23 protein-coding genes are annotated in these 17,789 nt (G+C 41.9%); 20 read left to right on the plus strand and 3 right to left on the minus strand.

All coding sequences use genetic code 11. The features are described 5' to 3' along the window. Positions 1-92 precede the first annotated feature (92 nt). From D7Z26_RS15420 to D7Z26_RS27305, 9 genes are all read left to right on the plus strand, one after another. Positions 93-749 (plus strand): CatB-related O-acetyltransferase, encoded by a 657-nt coding sequence (locus D7Z26_RS15420; RefSeq protein WP_120977861.1) that lies wholly within the window; start codon positions 93-95, stop codon positions 747-749. 190 nt (positions 750-939) lie between these two features. Next, entirely contained in the window at positions 940-1,929 is a 990-nt protein-coding gene (locus D7Z26_RS15425) for an ROK family protein (RefSeq protein ID WP_158602334.1), read from the plus strand. Between the two features lie 24 nt (positions 1,930-1,953). Next, positions 1,954-3,159 (plus strand): MFS transporter, encoded by a 1,206-nt coding sequence (locus D7Z26_RS15430; RefSeq protein ID WP_120977863.1) that lies wholly within the window; start codon positions 1,954-1,956, stop codon positions 3,157-3,159. 1,306 nt (positions 3,160-4,465) lie between these two features. Beyond that, a complete protein-coding gene (locus D7Z26_RS15440; RefSeq protein WP_120977865.1) occupies positions 4,466-5,137 on the plus strand; it encodes a hypothetical protein in 672 nt (223 codons plus the stop codon). Positions 5,138-5,189: 52 nt separating this feature from the next. Then, a complete protein-coding gene (locus D7Z26_RS27505; protein ID WP_199731719.1) occupies positions 5,190-5,366 on the plus strand; it encodes a hypothetical protein in 177 nt (58 codons plus the stop codon). A gap of 251 nt (positions 5,367-5,617) precedes the next feature. Then, positions 5,618-5,995, plus strand: a complete 378-nt coding sequence (locus D7Z26_RS15445; protein ID WP_120977866.1) for a DUF4181 domain-containing protein — start codon at positions 5,618-5,620, stop codon at positions 5,993-5,995. A gap of 278 nt (positions 5,996-6,273) precedes the next feature. Further along, a complete protein-coding gene (locus D7Z26_RS15450) occupies positions 6,274-6,855 on the plus strand; it encodes a hypothetical protein (RefSeq protein WP_120977867.1) in 582 nt (193 codons plus the stop codon). A 74-nt stretch (positions 6,856-6,929) separates the two neighbouring features. Next, entirely contained in the window at positions 6,930-7,094 is a 165-nt protein-coding gene (locus D7Z26_RS27510; RefSeq protein ID WP_199731720.1) for a hypothetical protein, read from the plus strand. A 332-nt stretch (positions 7,095-7,426) separates the two neighbouring features. Continuing rightward, positions 7,427-7,597, plus strand: a complete 171-nt coding sequence (locus D7Z26_RS27305; protein ID WP_158602335.1) for a hypothetical protein — start codon at positions 7,427-7,429, stop codon at positions 7,595-7,597. Positions 7,598-7,609: 12 nt separating this feature from the next. Here the strand turns inward: D7Z26_RS27305 and D7Z26_RS15455 are convergent, their stop codons facing one another. Continuing rightward, the gene (locus D7Z26_RS15455; RefSeq protein WP_120977868.1) at positions 7,610-8,350 is read right to left on the minus strand and encodes a class I SAM-dependent methyltransferase; all 741 of its coding nucleotides are present in this window, start codon (positions 8,348-8,350) and stop codon (positions 7,610-7,612) included. A 156-nt stretch (positions 8,351-8,506) separates the two neighbouring features. Between D7Z26_RS15455 and D7Z26_RS15460 the strand changes: the two genes are divergently transcribed. From D7Z26_RS15460 to D7Z26_RS15510, 11 genes are all read left to right on the plus strand, one after another. Next, positions 8,507-9,505 (plus strand): zinc-dependent alcohol dehydrogenase family protein, encoded by a 999-nt coding sequence (locus tag D7Z26_RS15460; RefSeq protein ID WP_120977869.1) that lies wholly within the window; start codon positions 8,507-8,509, stop codon positions 9,503-9,505. A 182-nt stretch (positions 9,506-9,687) separates the two neighbouring features. Then, positions 9,688-11,052 (plus strand): PepSY domain-containing protein, encoded by a 1,365-nt coding sequence (locus tag D7Z26_RS15465; protein WP_120977870.1) that lies wholly within the window; start codon positions 9,688-9,690, stop codon positions 11,050-11,052. Between the two features lie 128 nt (positions 11,053-11,180). Continuing rightward, a complete protein-coding gene (locus tag D7Z26_RS15470; protein WP_325050458.1) occupies positions 11,181-11,489 on the plus strand; it encodes a PadR family transcriptional regulator in 309 nt (102 codons plus the stop codon). Continuing rightward, the gene (locus tag D7Z26_RS15475) at positions 11,486-11,833 is read left to right on the plus strand and encodes a DUF1048 domain-containing protein (RefSeq protein ID WP_120977872.1); all 348 of its coding nucleotides are present in this window, start codon (positions 11,486-11,488) and stop codon (positions 11,831-11,833) included. Before D7Z26_RS15470 ends, D7Z26_RS15475 begins: the two co-directional genes overlap by 4 nt. A gap of 15 nt (positions 11,834-11,848) precedes the next feature. Further along, on the plus strand, positions 11,849-12,199 hold the full coding sequence (locus D7Z26_RS15480) for a DUF1048 domain-containing protein (RefSeq protein ID WP_120977873.1): 351 nt from the start codon (positions 11,849-11,851) through the stop codon (positions 12,197-12,199). Positions 12,200-12,351: 152 nt separating this feature from the next. Beyond that, complete coding sequence (locus D7Z26_RS15485; RefSeq protein WP_120977874.1) at positions 12,352-13,380, plus strand: tetratricopeptide repeat protein; 1,029 nt, start codon at positions 12,352-12,354, stop codon at positions 13,378-13,380. Between the two features lie 141 nt (positions 13,381-13,521). Further along, a complete protein-coding gene (locus tag D7Z26_RS15490; RefSeq protein WP_120977875.1) occupies positions 13,522-14,028 on the plus strand; it encodes a GNAT family N-acetyltransferase in 507 nt (168 codons plus the stop codon). A 130-nt stretch (positions 14,029-14,158) separates the two neighbouring features. Then, positions 14,159-14,617, plus strand: a complete 459-nt coding sequence (locus D7Z26_RS15495; protein ID WP_120977876.1) for a hypothetical protein — start codon at positions 14,159-14,161, stop codon at positions 14,615-14,617. Between the two features lie 358 nt (positions 14,618-14,975). After that, positions 14,976-15,407 carry a hypothetical protein gene (locus tag D7Z26_RS15500; RefSeq protein ID WP_120977877.1) on the plus strand — a complete coding sequence of 144 codons (432 nt, stop codon included), beginning with the start codon at positions 14,976-14,978 and terminating at the stop codon, positions 15,405-15,407. Positions 15,408-15,537: 130 nt separating this feature from the next. After that, positions 15,538-16,017, plus strand: a complete 480-nt coding sequence (locus D7Z26_RS15505; RefSeq protein WP_120977878.1) for a DinB family protein — start codon at positions 15,538-15,540, stop codon at positions 16,015-16,017. Positions 16,018-16,058: 41 nt separating this feature from the next. After that, positions 16,059-16,703, plus strand: a complete 645-nt coding sequence (locus D7Z26_RS15510) for a class I SAM-dependent methyltransferase (RefSeq protein WP_120977879.1) — start codon at positions 16,059-16,061, stop codon at positions 16,701-16,703. Positions 16,704-16,800: 97 nt separating this feature from the next. Here the strand turns inward: D7Z26_RS15510 and D7Z26_RS15515 are convergent, their stop codons facing one another. Both D7Z26_RS15515 and D7Z26_RS15520 read right to left on the minus strand, forming a co-directional pair. Continuing rightward, positions 16,801-17,316, minus strand: a complete 516-nt coding sequence (locus D7Z26_RS15515; RefSeq protein ID WP_120977880.1) for an SRPBCC domain-containing protein — start codon at positions 17,314-17,316, stop codon at positions 16,801-16,803. Between the two features lie 32 nt (positions 17,317-17,348). Then, positions 17,349-17,693, minus strand: coding sequence for an ArsR/SmtB family transcription factor (locus D7Z26_RS15520; RefSeq protein ID WP_120977881.1), 345 nt, complete (start codon positions 17,691-17,693; stop codon positions 17,349-17,351). Between the last annotated feature and the right edge of the window lie 96 nt (positions 17,694-17,789).

Raw genomic sequence — 17,789 nt, forward strand, 5'->3', positions numbered from 1 at the left:
TGGTTCGTCGTTTGAAACGGTTTAAGAATGTTGCTACTGCGTTAAGCTTCTAAGTGAAAATGATTTATTTAACTTAGAAGCGAGGGAAAAGCATGAAACAACATCGGTTTAACCACTGGTCTGAAATTAAGTATCTAAAGGATATCGTCACCAACCCAATGATTGAAGTAGGGGAATACTCCTATTACTCTGGTTATTACGATCATCATGATTTTGAAGATGGGTGCGTTAGATACCTTTGGGGAGACGAAAAATCAAGAAAGTTATTCAACCCCATCGAAGACTATGGTTGGCATTTAGATAAATTGATTATCGGAAAATACGTTTGCATTGCAAGTGGCGTAATTATATTGATGGGCGGAAATCACAATCATCATCCTGAATGGATTACCGTGTATCCGTTTGCGGAGCAGATTAAAACCTCTTATGAACCAAAAGGGGATACAATCATCGAAAGCGATGCTTGGATTGGAATGAATGCAATGATTATGCCCGGCGTAAAAATAGGCGAAGGTGCCATTGTTGCGGCAGGATCGGTTGTTGTAAAAGATGTTCCACCCTATACGATAGTAGGCGGCAACCCTGCTAAAGAGATCAAGAAACGCTTTTCAGACGATGAAATCGAAAAGTTAAAGGAAATGCGTTGGTTCGATTGGGAACGCGAGAAAATTGAACGAGCCAGTCCTATCTTAGCGAGCTCTTCTATTCATGAATTATATGGCTTTTACCAAAGGGAAATTAAACCATAGGATTACCTCGTTTGATAAAAACAATTCAAGCTACCGAGATTATTATCGGTAGCTTGTTTAAATATAGGGCATTTTTAATTGTATAACTCCTTTATCTGTGTTAATCTGAGGACTAATTAAAGATGTTTAATAAGTTACGGCGGTGAATTCAATTAAACGACCATTTGTGAATCCGAAAATGATGGGCGAAATGATTCGTCAACAAATTCGCGAGACGCTCTACCGCGAAGTTGAATCGACCAAGGTTGAGCTTGCGCAGAGCACGGGCATCAGCTTTCCTACAATTAGCAAGGCGCTCGATGAAATGAATGATTCCGGAGAGGTGCTGCTAATGGGCTTGGGCCTATCCAGCGGTGGTAGACGGCCGAAAACCTATAAATTGAATCCCGCCTATATGACGGGGCTAGTCGCATGCCTGGAGAAGGATTATTCTTCCTACTCGATTATGAACTACGAGGGGGACGTCATCGCCCGAGAGACGCTTCCCGGCGTGCTGCAAGTCGGCCCGAAGCTCCTGACCGAACAAATCGGGACTTTTTTGGCGCGTTATCCCGCGATGCGTGTTCTTACGCTAGGCGTTCCCGGTGCGGTGGATAACGGTCGCGCGTTTCACATTCCCGATTACGAACGATTTAAGGACTTCAACTTCAAAGCCGCATACGAAGAGCGGTATTCTCTTCGGGTTCAGGTCGAGAACGACATGAATGCCACTGTTATCGGTTATTACGATCGCATAGGCAACGATGATTCTCTTTCTCTTGTGTACCTGTACATGGGTAAAAACGGACCAGGCGCCGGAGTGATTGTAAATGGCAAAGTCGTGAGAGGCAAAGCCTTTTTTTCAGGCGAGGTTTCTTATGTGCCGCTGTCTGATACGCGGAATTTCGGTCAATTGCTTGCAGAAGCCTCTCCTGTACAGAATAGCAATGAAGGGGAGCGGTCGAGGCTTATTGACGCTATAAGCCGTCTCGTTGTCGCCTTCACGGCTACGATAAATCCGCATACCTTCATTTTCAACAACAAGGAACTTACCCATCCTGAGCTCGTACAAATCCGGAGTAGAAGCGCGTCGCTTGTTCCGGAAGAGAGCCTGCCGGATCTTGTGGTTAGCGACTGGGAACAGGATTATTTTCACGGGCTGCAACAATTGACAATAAGGAGCATGCTGGCTGCAGATTGAAGCTTAATAGCCTTGGAGGACATCATGAACAATTCACTTAACATTCATAAAATCCATTTGTGGAAGATCGCTATTTATTTCTTTTTTGCGCTGCCCGGTTTTGCTATCGCCTCATGGGTATCGCGTACGCCAACGATTCGGGATGCTCTGGGTGCCACGACGGCCCAGATGGGCTGGATCATTTTCGGAATGGCCGTAGGCTCCATCGTCGGTCTGCTCGGCGCCAGTCATCTTATCGCGCATAAGGGTGGGCGATTCGTAATGGTAACGGGCATGGCGGTCAGTTCGGTTGGACTTGTCATTGTAGGTATGGGCGGCACCTGGCTAATTAATGGCGTCGCGGTGTTTGCGGGATTGGCGGTATTCGGCTTCGGGAACGGAATATGCGACGTGGCGATGAACGTGGAAGGGACCGCGGTGGAGAGAGCGACTCGGAAGTCGCTCTTAACCGGCTTTCATGCCGCGTTCAGTGTGGGAACGCTGCTAGGCGCACTTGCCGGAGCGGCTGCGATCAAGGCCGGTATGTCGGTCGTCGTCCACCTGGCGCTCGTCGTGGCGGTCATCGTGGTGTCCGTTATTTATTTATACCGGCTCGTGCCCGCGGGGACAGGGAAGGAGACGGGCGAGAATTCGAACGTTTCCCCAATGACCGCTAGGGAACGCATGGCCGTATGGAAAGAGCGGCGCACGGTTCTTATTGGAATCATTGTGCTAGGAATGGCTTTTGCGGAAGGCTCGGCGAATGACTGGCTACCGCTTGTTATCGTGGACGGCTACAAAGTCACGCCAGCCACGGGTTCATTTGCTTTCGGCTTATTCGTGGCCGCGATGACGATTGGCCGTGCAGCAGGCGGCATTTTGCTCGACCGGCTCGGCCGAGTTGTCGTCCTGCGGGCATCCGCGCTCTCCGCGATCGCGGGACTGCTCATCGTGATATGGGGGCAGAGCTACGCGGTTGCGATTGTCGGGATTGTGCTATGGGGACTCGGCGCGGCATTCGGCTTTCCGGTGGGGTTATCCGCTGCAGGAGACGATCCGCGCGGAGTAGCCGCAAGGGTAGGCGCAGTATCGACGGCCGGTTACCTTGCGTTCCTAGTCGGTCCACCTGTCTTGGGGATTATCGGCGAATCGGTAGGCCTGCTTCGCGCCTTGATTGTCGTGCTTATCGGCGTGACGATCGCAGGCTTACTGTCTCAAGAGGCAAAGCCTATTGGCGAGCCTAATCAATGAAAGGCTTGGGAGCCGGAACGAATGTTCCGGCTCTCTTTTAATTAGGGACACTTCAATTCACCGATAGACCCGTTAATCTGAACCGTACCGTAAGTCATTAAACTATCGGCATGATAATGGAACTACTTAACTTATTTCGAGGCATTAAAAATAATGGTAAAATTATCAATTATAATGTTGAAAAGGAGGGCGTGAAAATTTTGAAGTTGAAACATAACTGTACACATTGTATGAAGCCCATTAAATGGAAAAAGTTTCATTTGACCTTATCAGACAAGATAAAATGCTCCAATTGTGGTGAAAAGAATGAAACTCAATTTTGGGCACGCTACTTTCATCAAATATTATTTTTTGCTCTAATTCCAATTTTAAATATATGGTTTGTCTCTTTTTTTTATCAAAATAGAAAAGTTGTATTTCCAATAATGATTGTTTATATAATTTGCGGTTTATTGGTGAGACCCATCTTTTTAAGAATTAAGTGAAGTTTGAATGTATTTTTGAACTAACGGGACACTATTATTGAATATACATCGAAGACAAGTCTGCCGGTATGAATGGTAAACCTCACCTAAAGGGAGGTTAGTTCTTATTTCTCACTTCCTCTTTTATGCTCAAGCCGTGCTTTACGGAGAAATTTTAATATTAGCGGATATTTGTCAGTGTTAAAATAAAAGCGAAGAACGAACCTAAATCTAGGCAAATGCATAGTGTGAAAAGGAGTGATATTCCGGATTTGCGGAGGTTATGTGATGAGTTTTCAAAATCCAGCAACTCAAGAACGAGTTCTGTATCAAGCGGACCCTAACGTAGTTACTACTTTAAGGTCAATTCGGGATCGTGTATATCATATTACCAGCACACATGTAAATCGGCGAGTTCGTGTTCAGTCCTTAGACGGTAATACCTACGAAGGTGTAATTGTACATGTCGATAGTAGACACGTTTATTTAATGGTTCCACACCCATCAGTACAACGTGCCTTCTTTGGTCCTAGTGAGGCGGCGATCCTTACTTTAGTGCTCTTCGAATTGCTTGTCATCGTTTTGTTGGCATGAAGACTGTAAAGGTAACGAGGCTACCATGGGATCGATCGGCAGATTCGTTACGCTAACGGGACGCTATAGTTGAATATACTTCGAAGACGAGGCTGCCAGCATGAATGGCAGCCTTTGCTCGCCTAACGGGCAGGATAGTTGAACAAGAGTAGGAGAATATACTCTGATTGTGGAATTAGATTAATGAAAAAGAGGTGTGTTACATAGATGGAATTAAATATAGTAAGTGCTAATTATCGGAGGATGCTATGACTAATTTCAATTCAGCAATGAACTTAATAAAAGAAAAGCCAGGTATTCATTTAGGGAAGAAGAGCTTAACATTATTACGTGGATTTATTACCGGCTTTTCCCACGCTGAGGACAGTTATAAATTATTTAAAGAAAATTCAACATTATTTCCATTACCTTTTCATTTTTTTCATGAGTTTGTAAGGGCTAAATTGGGGTGTTTTGAGTCCACATCAGGTTGGTACAACATGATTTTCGAAAAGAACTTTCATGATGAAGAAACAAGCTTTGATGAATTTTTTCAACTGTATGAAGAGTTTATTAATCTGAAAATCGAGATTTGTGTAAGCGCCATCCTCACTGAGGAGAACAAATATTTCCATATTCATGACCAATTTACACCTAAACAGGTGATTGGTTTTGATGAAAAAGGTGGTTTTATAGATGCACCTTATTTTTCTGATCCAGAACAAATATTTCTAATCAAGCTTTCAAATAATCTTGGCTACCTACGAGTGATTATCACTAAAAAAGAATGCATTTTGGTATTTTATTTTATTAAACAAAAAAAGAAGTCTATAGAATACTTCCATAAACTTTTTGGTGATACTTTGAGTTGGATTAAAGACGAGTGGAAGGATGAAGTGTTAGACAATAGAGAAATAACTTGGGTCTCTAAACTAATTTAATGTGAGGTAACGGGGAACTTTAGCATAATCGCAGTAGGGGAGGAAAAGTTCGATGAAAAAACCTATCGGGGTTCAAATAGAAGGAAGTATTTATGCAAACGAAGACGACTTGGGACATAATCAGTTTTTAAATGCTTTTATTGAGTTTGTCGAAAGTAAGGGTTGGTTTTTTGGTGGAGGTACACATCAAGTGGATGAAGAAGGCGGAAAGATAGATGATATCGATTGAACCCTTCAACTAGCGGGACAAGAGAGCTTGAAAAACAACAGGAGCAGGTGCCACGGTGCCTGCTCCTGTAGTTGAAGTAACGGGCAGTTTAAGTTTAAGGCAACATTCGATTATTACTAACGTCCTAATTTATGGGATAATTGGCGATGTCTAAAAGGGCGTGATTATATGAACCAACAAATAGCTGGTAGCCAGTTTATCGGCAGTTAGCTCAGCTAACGACAGGATAATGCTCGGAAAGGGGGAAATTCATGACAAATTCAATTTCAAATATACAATCCACAGGATTACCAATGTCATTATTACTGATACTTTTAGTTTTAATAGAACTAACTATAAAGAAATATTTCCTTGTAGAGGAATTAAATAAGATCTCGGATACTGACGGTAAGAATATCAATAGGTGGGTAAAAGGATTACTTGCATTCATTTCTTTGTTTATTTTCTTCTTTGTTTTGGATACAACGAATATCAACACACTTAAGTGGTTCTGGTTAATACTTTTTTTAGTTGCAATGGGACAACATGCGTTTATGGAATGGAGGTATTTGAAGGGTTCAAAAGAATATATAACTTCACTTATTAAATTAGCAGTTGGATTAATATACATTTTTATTTTTTTATTCTAAAGTTATTGGGTATTTTACTGTTCTTTTTAAGATGGCTTACTTGAATAAACATTGATTGCGCTAACGGGGAACGGTAGTTCAATAAACGCGAAGAAAGGCAGCCTATGTGAAGGCTGCCTTTTTCTCAACTAACGGGCAGATTAGTGGAACAAAGAGGAGGAAGACTAATTACGGAGAACATAATAATTTAGGAATTACGCGACCACGGCCAAACTTGTTAATAAATATAATTTATATACATTAAAAAAGGGTGTAATTGTAGGGGAGAGTAGCTAATTATGAGGAGATTCTACTTAGTATTACTTATTATGGTTATTTTGTTTTTATCGGCTTGTCAATCATCAGAAAAATTAAAGCCGATAAAAGAAGAAACAATTGATTTCGACATAAACACTGCAATTGAAATGGTTGAGAAGAAAGAAAAAATGATCATTGATTTAGCGTTGAGAGAAAAGGTGTCAAAACTGGAGTATAAGGAATTAGAGAAATCTTTTACCGAAGAGTTTGGGAACTATGCTAAGGAAATTTTATCTATATTATTTATCAATAATTTAGATTCCGAGCCCGAATCAGATCGGTATGTACAACGGAACACGCTATTCCCAACAGTATTCCATAAAGGAATAACGATAACAAATGCGGTCATTTATAAGAGTTACTACGAGAATGAGTTTTTTAATCAAACTAGATTAAGCATTAAGGAAGAATATTTTGGTGAAGACGAGAAGTTAAAAGATTGGAATAGAGAATATATTTTTTCTCCCAACGAAGATGGAGAATGGAAATTAAATGGATTTTCTGGAAAAATGAATTTCTTAGGAGAAGAATATAATATGAATTATTTAGATTTAAAGAGGTAAATAGTTGAATTATTGAACGCAATGCAAAATTAATTGAATTTGAAAATATTCGTTATATAACTAGGGGGGTGCCTATGCGCAAAAGAGGAACATCAGATAAAGCCCTGGTGTATGGACTGGCAATAGGAGTTGCATTAGGAACGACTTTTGGTTTCATGTTTGATAACTTTGCTCTCGGTGTGGCAATCGGTATTGCACTTGGAGCAGGAATCGGTGCATCAGTACAATCCAAGAAGTAATATAACTAACGAGGAACTTTTCAAGCGAAGAGTTGGCTGTTCTAGTAGCTCGGCTGATTGATTATATTGAAGGAAAAACAATAAAAGGAGTGAATCAACTTTGAAATGGGATGATAAGAAATGGCAAATAACGGCCGCAGCGATTATCCTCGTCATAATCTTCAGCATCATGTTGAAATCTTGTGGATAATGCCGCCAGACACTTGCAAGTACGTGCTAAGAGCCTTCTAAGCGGTAGCACCTTTTTCGATAGTTTAAGTAACGGCAGAATAATTGAGTAGCTATGACGAAATAATTACATAATAATCCTAATCGAGGAGTGACAGTCCCTCATGTCGGAGCAAATAATTCATCTGTTGAGTCAGGTACTAAGTGAGCTACAGGCAGTAAAAACAGAAGTAGTAAAGAAGGTGGAACAAGACGAACGCTTCGAAGCAAATGTTGACAGGCTCGAAGGTGTGGAAGACCGGCTAGACTCTATTATGGAAATGCATGAAGATTGAACGATAGGGGAGCTATAGTTTTCTTGCTTTGACTACAAAAGTTACAGGAAGCATCTTTGCTCTTTTTGCAAAATCGCTGTTATCATCCCGCGATTGCATAAATTCATCATCAGATTCCTCAATCATTTGCTCAATAGCAAATCCCGCTTTGGCCAACGCATTCACATAGGTTGATAGTTTACGATCGGATAATGTTAGCACACCATCATCAAGGGATAACGAATACCAAGATTCATCGAAATAGCATTTATTAAAAACGAGCATATCATTTTCTGCAACGACACATCTATGTATAGGGTGAGACCAACTGAAAATAAATACACCGTCTTTTTTAAGGTAAGAAGCGATCCGGCAAAAAGTGCCCTCAAGGTCGGTGGTCCAGCCTATGGCATAAATCGAATAAACAAAGTCAAAATAATCCACCGGTATGCCGCATTCTTCTTCCATCGGAGAACAAATCAATTTTGCTGAAAGACCGCATGCCTTCAAATGTTGCGTTGCCTTTTCGATTTGCTTTTCTGAAATATCCACAGCCCATAGTTCAGATGCTTTGCGTTCCCCCTGATACTGCAAGGATTGACCGTTTCCACAGCCTACCTCCAGCATCTTTTTCCCTGAGACATCGCCAAAAAGCTGGCATTTTTCTTCCGAGACAAATGCTCCATAAAAAGGAAGCACGATTGCTCCTAAAAATTCATTTCCTTTTGTGTCCCAGTAGAAGCTGTTTGTTTTATAAACAAAATTCTTGTCCATGCCGACGCCCTCCCCAAATATTAATAATATGACCTAAACGTATATCCCGACTTGCGAATTATCCCAAGCCCTCATTGCCCTTCTCAACTAACGGGCAGGCTAGTTGAAGATGATATAATAATATAAATCAGAGTAATAATAAGGAGCCTTACAGTTTTGGATGCAAAATGTATTAAATTCTACGAATTCGGTAGCCCTAAAGATGTTTTAAGAGTTGAAAATAAAAGCATTGAGCCCCCAAAGGATAATGAAGTCCTTGTTCGAATGTTAGCACGTCCTATAAATCCCTCTGACTTAATACCGATTAGAGGAGCATATTCCAATCGGATTTCTTTGCCCAATATTCCGGGGTACGAAGGAGTTGGAATTGTAGAAGGTGTCGGATCTTTAGTATCTCATAATCTTATTGGTAAACGTGTTTTACCTTTACGTGGGGAAGGCACTTGGCAAGAGTTTGTTAAGACATCAGCAGAATTTACAGTTGCTATACCAGATTCTATTAATGACTTTACGGCTTCGCAGATGTATATCAATCCGATTACAGCCATAGTGATTTGTACGGAAGTTTTAAAATTAAGACCTGATGATGTCTTATTGGTTAACGCATGCGGTTCTTCTATCGGGCATATTTTTGCTCAATTATCTAAGGTTTTTGGTTATAGATTGATTGCAGTTACCAGAAATAATAAACATACAGAAGATTTACTTCATCTTGGTGCTTCTTATGTGATAGATACCTCTGAAGTTCCGCTTTACGAAACAGTTATGGAATTAACTAATGGAATGGGTGCAGATTCTGCTATTGATTCCGTTGGAGGTCCATCTGGAAACGATTTGGCTTTTTGTGTTCACCCTAATGGTCATTTTATAACCATCGGTCTTTTATCAGGGGTGCAATTAAACTGGGCAGATATTATAAATAAAGCAAGAGTGAATGCTAATCTGTTTCATTTACGGAATTGGAATAAAAATGTCTCAGCACATAAATGGCAAGAAATTTTTAACCATTTGATAACCCTAATAAATGATAATAGATTAAGTTTGATGATGGCACATTCTCAATACGACTTATTTAACGTAAAGAAGGCTGTTGAGGTTGTTGAATCATCTAAAAAAACCAAAGGGAAAGTATTTTTAACAAGCTATCGAAAATGATTCTGTTGGGGATTGAGCAGGTGATACAGGAACAGGAGACAAAACGCACATCCGGTTATCGGATGGGCGTTTTTAGAGAGCTCTACACTTGACTTTTAGGTTAGCAGATTTTGATACATGACTTCTATTCTCCGGTCTTGTTTAATAAGAGTTACTGCTTATTAGAAACGGAGACTTAGAACTTGAACCAGACTAGCAGAACCAAAATGATTACGATTTTATTTGCATTTCTATTAATAGGTATTACGGTTTATGGATATAAGAAGCATAAAGAGTTGAAACAAGAATTGGATCAATTGCAAAGTGAAAAGCTTCAAAGTACACGTAACTGGGTACAGATGCAAATGATGTATGCTGAAACGGTAGATTTGGATCTGGCTAATATTCTAGCTTCGAATTCCGCTTCCTATCGCAAGAAATACTTGAAAGCTGCCTATGAATCCGCCTCCTATATGGCGAATATACACTGGTTCAATCCATCTCCAACGATTCTAAATGACTTTCAGTATAATCGCGCTGAGCCATTTTGGAGACAAACAGCAAGTTATTTAGGTTACTTATTGGATGATGGCGCAGAAACGCTAACGAAGCTTCAGCGACAAAACTTATTAAAGATGCGGAACTTCACACTCAAAACGGGTCCTGCGATGCATCAAATACACGAGAACGTGATGTATGGTCCTCATGTGAAAGAAGTTCCCGCGGATGAACTGAGTCGACGATTAACCTCATTAACGAATGAGCTCGATTCCAACCCCTTAATCGGCGATAAGGAACCATTGTTCAATGAGTATCTTTACAAATTACACCCTTATCGCCCTCAGGTTGACGTGTTTAAGAATGACAAACGAGTGTATAAGGAACAATTGCAGTCGAAAGTGAAATCTTTCATGGATTTGCTCTGGAAAGATAAGAGTGATAATCAAATCACGTCGAGCGGCGGGGGTGTGACTCCTGAGTTTAGAGATAGCCTCAAGTTTTGGTCTGGGAATGGCAAGAAAATGTTCTATGAAGTTGAAATCAGTGTCTCTGGGGCACATATTCTACGCATTTATCCAGCTGGAGATGGGCCAAAGAAGCTTGATAATGGACAAATGACTAAGGAAGAAGCCATTAAGTTAGCCCAATCCCTTGTGTTACGTTGGGGGGAGGCTCCTTTGGTTATCGATCATACATTATCGAAGGGTTCTGTACTCTATGTAACATTTGTTCCTCAAGTTGGAGGAGTTCGTGATCCTGAAGCAATCGTTAATGTTACGATCGATACAGCAAAAGGAATTCTGCAGTATTTCGATACGACAGGTTATTATTTGAAAAGAGATCGAAATGTCCAAACGAAAGCAAGCGTACAGCCTGAGACTGCGCTAAATCAAATAAATGCTGAATTGGAAATTACAGATCGACCCATGCTGATGATTCGTAATGGAAAGCTGGTTTACTCCATCACTGTTAAAGGATATGACCGGGTCACAAAGGTCTATGTTGACGCTCAAACCGGGAAACAAGTCGATATTGAGTATGAAAGTCTTGATAAGTTGAAAATGTAAAACCCGTGTCAGAGCAGACGTCATTGACAAATCAACTACTACGTGTTACTTTGTAGAGGTAGTAAGTATCACTTCATACCTGTGATACAGAATACCAAGGGGTGATTGTGCTGGAAAATCTAACGGAAATGCTCAAAGGGGCGCTTGAGGGCTGTGTCCTTGAAATTATAAGCCGCAAAGAAATCTATGGCTACGAAATAACGCGGCGGTTGAACGCCCTCGGCTTTACAGATGTTGTGGAGGGAACGGTGTACACCATCCTGATCCGACTTGAAAAAAACAAGTTGGTGGAGATCACCAAAAAGCCCTCCGACATTGGACCGCCGCGAAAGTTTTTCGCGATCAACGACGCAGGGCGCGAAGAGCTGCGGAGGTTCTGGGAAAAATGGGAGTTCGTATCATCAAAAATTAACGAGCTAAAGGAGGGGCAACAATGAATTTTTGGGAAAAAATCACCGGCAGCGACATGACTAAAGAATTGAAAAATTTTGAATCGCGAGCCAAAAAGCTGCCGGCTGATTATCAAGCGGCATGGGAAAAAATTAATGCCAATCTTTGGCCGCACTCAGATTTCACCGGTCGCAACCTCATGCCAATTCTTGACGGTGTTCTTGGCCTGCTCGAAGAAACGGCGGCGGACGGTCAGAGTGTTCAAGAGGTTTTGGGTGACGATATCAAAGGCTTCTGCTCAGCGCTAGCCGGCGAAGAAGGGGCAAAGTCTTTTCGCGACAAGTGGCGCGAGCAACTCAACAATAATATCGCTAAAAAATTAGGTAAATAGAAGGAGGAGGATAAAATGAAAATACGGGATATCATTGAGGGCAAAAAAGAGTGGCGAGCGCACATGGCGCGTGTCAAAGCGCTCCCGCAAGATTATCAGATTGTTTATAAAGAGATTCAAAAATATCTCTTTAAGGTCGGCCCTGTTGAGCTAACCGAGGGGACTGGTTTGCTCTCGGGAATTATCGATCTTTTTGAAGAGGGCGCGGCCTTGGGGAAAGGCGTGCTCAAAGTGACGGGCAGTGACGTAGCGGCTTTCTGCGACGACCTAATCAAAGATTCAAAAACTTACTCTGACATTTATCAAAAATCTGTTGACCAAGAAGTTTACAAGGCCATAAAAAAGGTTACGGATAAATCAAAGTAAAGGGGGATTAAGATAACCAGGATGTTGCAGGACTACGGAGAACTATAGCTGAGGAGCTTGCCGCGCGGCTGCTCCTTTTTGATTTGTTGAAGTAACGGGCAGGTTAACGGGGACTAGTTTTAAATAAGCTAAATCGAAAGTATGGTGAAGCCGTGAAAGATTATCACGAACTTGTACAAGAGCTTGAAAAGAAACTGAAACAGGAACCTGACAACGTCGGTGTCCTGAATGACCTTGCAATAGCCCTGATGGAAGTGCTCCGATATGAAGATTCGTTTGAATACTTTCGACAAGCAGCTCGGATATTTCCATCTATTCAATCTCTACATAACTTAGCGTTTTTTTATTACGCGGAAGGCGAGCCCGCAGAAGATGGATGGTGGGCGAGTTCCGAAGATAAAGCTGTCCAGCTACTTGAAATAGCCATTGAACAAAAACCAACATCACACTTCCCCTTTACCCTGTTAGGGAGAATTTACGCAGGAAAAGAAGATTACGAAAAAGCGATTCCTCTACTTGAACAAGCAATAACGCTTAAACCAACCCTCGAAAATTTAAATAACCTTGGGGTCTGTTTTTATTTCACTTCTAGGCTAAACGAGGCGACTGATTGCTTTCAGCAGGCTAGCCTTTTGAGAGGCGAAAACAATTCCAGTATGCATCCCTTGCTCAGTTATGGAGTCTGTTTGGCGCGACTTGGAAAACAAAGCGAAGCAAGGCAAGTTGCCAATGAGTTGCTCCGTTTATGCAAGGAATCGGAATCGGATTTGGATGAAGATTACATTGCATCAATTTTCTACGAAATCTACGATTTTGCCGATGTCATAGAATTGTATCAGCACACGAAATTACGTTATGCCACCTATTGGATCCCTCAGTATTTGTACGCCCTACATCAGTGCGGCGATAACGCGAAGATGAATGATGTTTTTGACAAGGTGCTGCTTTTTAACGAGAACGAAATAGAAGAGACGAATCAGGATGATGACGAGGACTGGGAAGAAGGTCGCAAAGCGGAGTACATCGCAGAACTAAAAGCCGATATTACCTTATACAAAACCGTATTTAAAGAAATAAAGGATGGCAAGAGTCCGCCGTCAGAATATAAGCCCAGCATCGAAAGCAACTGCTATTTGTTTGGTTGCACGAGGCACAATAATTCAAATTATCTCGAAGACTAAATATATTCAATGCATATGTGATGATTCCGCTAACTGTGATCTTTAGCATGGGCGTGTTGATAATAAGTCATTGGTGAAGGATATTTATGATATCCTATTGAAAGCATGATGCGAAAGGTCCAGGAAAGGCAGGTATGTGTCATGAAGCTTATATTTCCACACGTGAACACAGCGGCAGAAATCGTGGAGGTTGCTCGATTGGCAGCAGAAATATGGCGCGAGTATTATGTATCCATTATTACAATCGAGCAGATTGATTACATGATTGACAAATTCCAATCGATTCCAGCGATTACGGATCAGATCCATCATGAGGGCTACGAATATTACTCGATCCATCACGAAGGCTCCGCAGTCGGATATATGTCGGTCAGGCAAGGAGAGGGGAAGCTTTTCCTAAGCAAGTTTTATATAGGAAAGGAGCACCGGGGACGCGGCTATGCCAACAAAGCGTTGGCATTCCTGGAGCAGCTGTGCAAAGACCGAAACCTGAGCCATATTTGGCTGACTGCCAATCGTCATAACAAATCCAGTATTGCGGTATATGAGAAAAAAGGCTTCCGGATCGTACGGGAACAAATTGCGGATATCGGGAATGGATTCGTCATGGATGATTATATTATGGAAAAAGAAATTCCGGTTCCATAAGTTAATAGAGGCAAGACACGATAGTTCAACTACATCAGGGCTGCCGCAAGGCAGCCTTTTACTCAACTAAAGGGCAGAATAGTTCCAGTATATGGAGTGTTAAGAAAAAGAATTAATCAGGGGGGTGGCAATGTTGAGGGAAATAAAGCACCTAGTTAAGAGTCCATCTAGGATTGGAACCATTATAGGCATGATTGTTATTATATCGAGTCAATCTATTCTTGTATTGAGATCATGGGATCAGAGGGGGGTATTCTACGCTTCGTTAATGACAGTTCTTCTGTGTTTAGTTGTACTGTTACTCGCATTGTACAGAACATATTTTAAGAAACCAACCGAGATATGCTTATCCAATGAGCAAATCATATTAAATGGGAATATAATTCATTCAAGGGATATTAAATTGATAATTACCAGGGGCTACTTTAAGCCTGTTATTGGGATATTACCTTACAGGAGGAAGATCGTTCCATCTGGTATGGCATTTAGGTATTCAAAGGATGAAGATAGAGGTATCTCGGATTTAAAGAATTGGGCAAAAATGAACAATGTAAAGATGGTCAATAAATCGTTTCAAACTTGGATATAAGTGCATTCCCTAGCGATATTCGGTACGATACGAATGGCATTTCCTATTAGACTTAAAACTAAAGTGAGTCTATCGCAGTTGCATAAAGTAAAAGTAAAGTTTGCGCTTACGGGGAACGTTAGTTCCATAAACACGAAATAACGGCAGCCTGCATATAGGCTGCCGTTTTCTTAACTAACGGGCAGTAATGCGTAACAAAGATAGTGCGTATCTATATGAAATCGAACAAAGTTGAAATGAGGTGGGGAAAATTAAAGCTTTCGGTAGGTTTGTGGTTTTAATGTTATACATATTTCTAATCACTTCACCGAATAAAAGCTTCGCATGGTCATGTGGAAACAGTCAGGAAGCAAAGGAATTGTTTAAACAACACGATACAGTCTTTATTGGCAAAGTTATCAAATCATCTTATAAGGATGTAGGTACTTTGAATCCCAAAAGCAGGGTAACATTTGAGGTTAAATCGACACTCAAAGGAAGATTAAATAACAATGAAACTGTTGTAACATCCGTTGGTAGTGTATTCCTAGAAGGTAAGGAGTATCTTGTGTATGCGTATAAAACAACGAAGGAGAATTATTTATATAAGTATGAAGAGGGAGAATTAGCGACTGACACTATGTGCGGTGGTACAAAAGAACTTTCTGTTGCTAATAATGACCTTGAACAGATAGCTGAATCGAAACAACTTCATGAAATCCTCTATATTATTATTCCCTTGGTAGTTTTGTTTGTAATTATTACGTTATTCTTGATTGTTAAACGAAGGGGTAATGCAACAGTTAGCTAAGCTAACGGGACACGATAGCGGAGAAACGGCAGCCTATGTGAAGGCTGCCTTTTTCTCAACTAGAGGGCAGGATAGCAGGGATAGATCACGAATCAGGTAGTAACAAAGCTTATTATTAGGGGGCTGCAACATGTTGAAACTATTCGAGTATAACTGGCAAGTTCGCAAAGATTGGTTTGACTGGTGCGATACAGTGAGCGAGGAAGAGTTGTTAAGAAAACGCACCGGCGGCATAGGGTTCATACTTCCCACGCTGTATCACATTGTGGCAGTCGAGTATGGCTGGATATGCGGTGGAATACAAGAAAAAGCGATTAAAATCCCTCCGTTCGAGGAGGTGGCTAGCTTGCAGCAAATAAAGGATTTTTCCGCCCGTTGCCATGTGGAACTTGCTCCATTTGTCTATGATTGGAATGATAGACTGGAAGACCGCATTATGATTGATATCACGGATGAAGGGGAACGGGAAGCCCATAAATACGGCGAAGTGATGCGGCACGTGATCGCCCACGAGATCCACCATATCGGTCAATTGTCTATATGGTCACGAGAAATTGGAAAGAAGCCGGTTACCGCAAACTTGATCGGCAGAGGGTTATTCGATCTTTAGTTATTCAAAGTCTGATCGTCGCTAATTTAGAGGAGGGCACTATGGACAAAGAGAAACTCATCCGTAAATTCGATAATCAATCCCAAATCTACGAAATGAGAAGGAAGAAGCGGTCGGAACGGAAATGGCGGGAAAAATTGATCGGGAGTGCAAAGGGGAAGGTTCTTGAGGTAGCTGTTGGTGCCGGAGCGAACTTTTACTTTTATCCCAAAGATGTGGATGTGACTGCTGTCGATTTCAGCGGTGCTATGTTGTCCAAGGCAAAAGAGTCCGCAACGGCTAGCAATGTTCGGGCCACATTCATTCAATCCGATATTGAATCTATTTCGTTTCCTGATAACTCATTTGATACCATCGTCTCGACATTATCCTTTTGCGGTTACGAATATCCTGTTAGAGTGTTGGAATCTTTCAGCAGGTGGTGCAAGCCGGGCGGTCAAATTTTGTTAATGGAGCATGGTCTCAGTTCAAATCGGTTGATTGGCAGCATCCAAAAGATCATCGAGCCGGTATTCCTACGCGTTGTCGGCTGCCATCTGGATCGTAATATGATCCATATTTTTCAACAATCCCCGATTCATATCCATCATATGGAACGCTACAAGTTGAATACCTTTCATTTGGTGTGGGCGTCGCCAATCAAAGATGAGGGTAAAAGTGTTAAGGAGAGTAGCGGAAAACTATAGTTCAATAATACAGCGGTAGTCTAGGACTTTATTTTCATGTCCTTGGCTACCGCTGTCTCATTTATTTGAAGTCAGTTAATAACTTCCCCGTATACCCTTATTTGAATTCGTTCAAAGTCTCTTCCAGTCGATCCCAAGTTTCGGTGATGCCCTGCAGCATGCCCATGTCCATGACGGTCTTGACGGCTTCCGCGGACACATATTCACCACGGCTGACCAGTTTCGTCTTGCCGTCAAGATCGATGAATTCCATTGTAACTTCGGTCGACGGCATGGAGTCATTCGAATTGCCTTCCGCATCCGAGAAGTAATCGGTGTAGATGATCGTCTCCGACTCGACAATTTCCTTATAAACGGCTTTGCCCCAAGATTCCATACCGTAAAATTGACCTAGGTTTTGATCGACGCACTTCATGCAGTAGTGCCATACGCCGCCCGGACGGAAATCGACATTGCAAACCGTAACCTCAAAGCCTCTCGGTCCCCACCAACGCTTGAGATGCTCAGCCTCCTTAAACATCTTGAACACGAGATCGCGCGGCGCATCGAAAACGCGCTCCAGTACCAGCACCCGATCGTTCTCTATTCTCGAAACCATTGCATTGTTTGACATTGTAAAAATCCTCCTCATCACTTTGAATAATCTTATGATTGTTCCTTGTTCTGCAGTTCACGCAAGTAGTCTTCCAGATTGTCGAATCTGTCTTCCATGACGCGCCGGAAGGACTTCACCCAAGAATCCAGCGCTTGGAAGGGTTCGGGCCGGAGCTTGTAGATCCGACGATTGGCTTCGGCTCGAACTTCCAAGATCCCGTTGTCGCTAAGAACCTTCAAATGCTTCGAGGCTTGGGGTTGGCGAAGCCTTAGCCGGTCTGCGATTTCCCCTACGGTCAGAGGACCGTCGCGCAAAAGTTCGACAATATCCATACGATTCGGTTCGGCCAATGCGCTCAGCGTCGTCATGTCCATGCCTGGATTCTTCCCTGACATGTCGCTCACCTCGTTAAATGATGGTCTCTCGGCACATTCACCACCTTCATCACTAGGGTCATTTTCCTAATGACTTAAATATGCACCAAAGGGAAT

It is taken from the genome of Cohnella endophytica (assembly GCF_003628305.1).
GTDB classification, from domain to species: Bacteria; Bacillota; Bacilli; order Paenibacillales; family Paenibacillaceae; genus Cohnella; species Cohnella endophytica.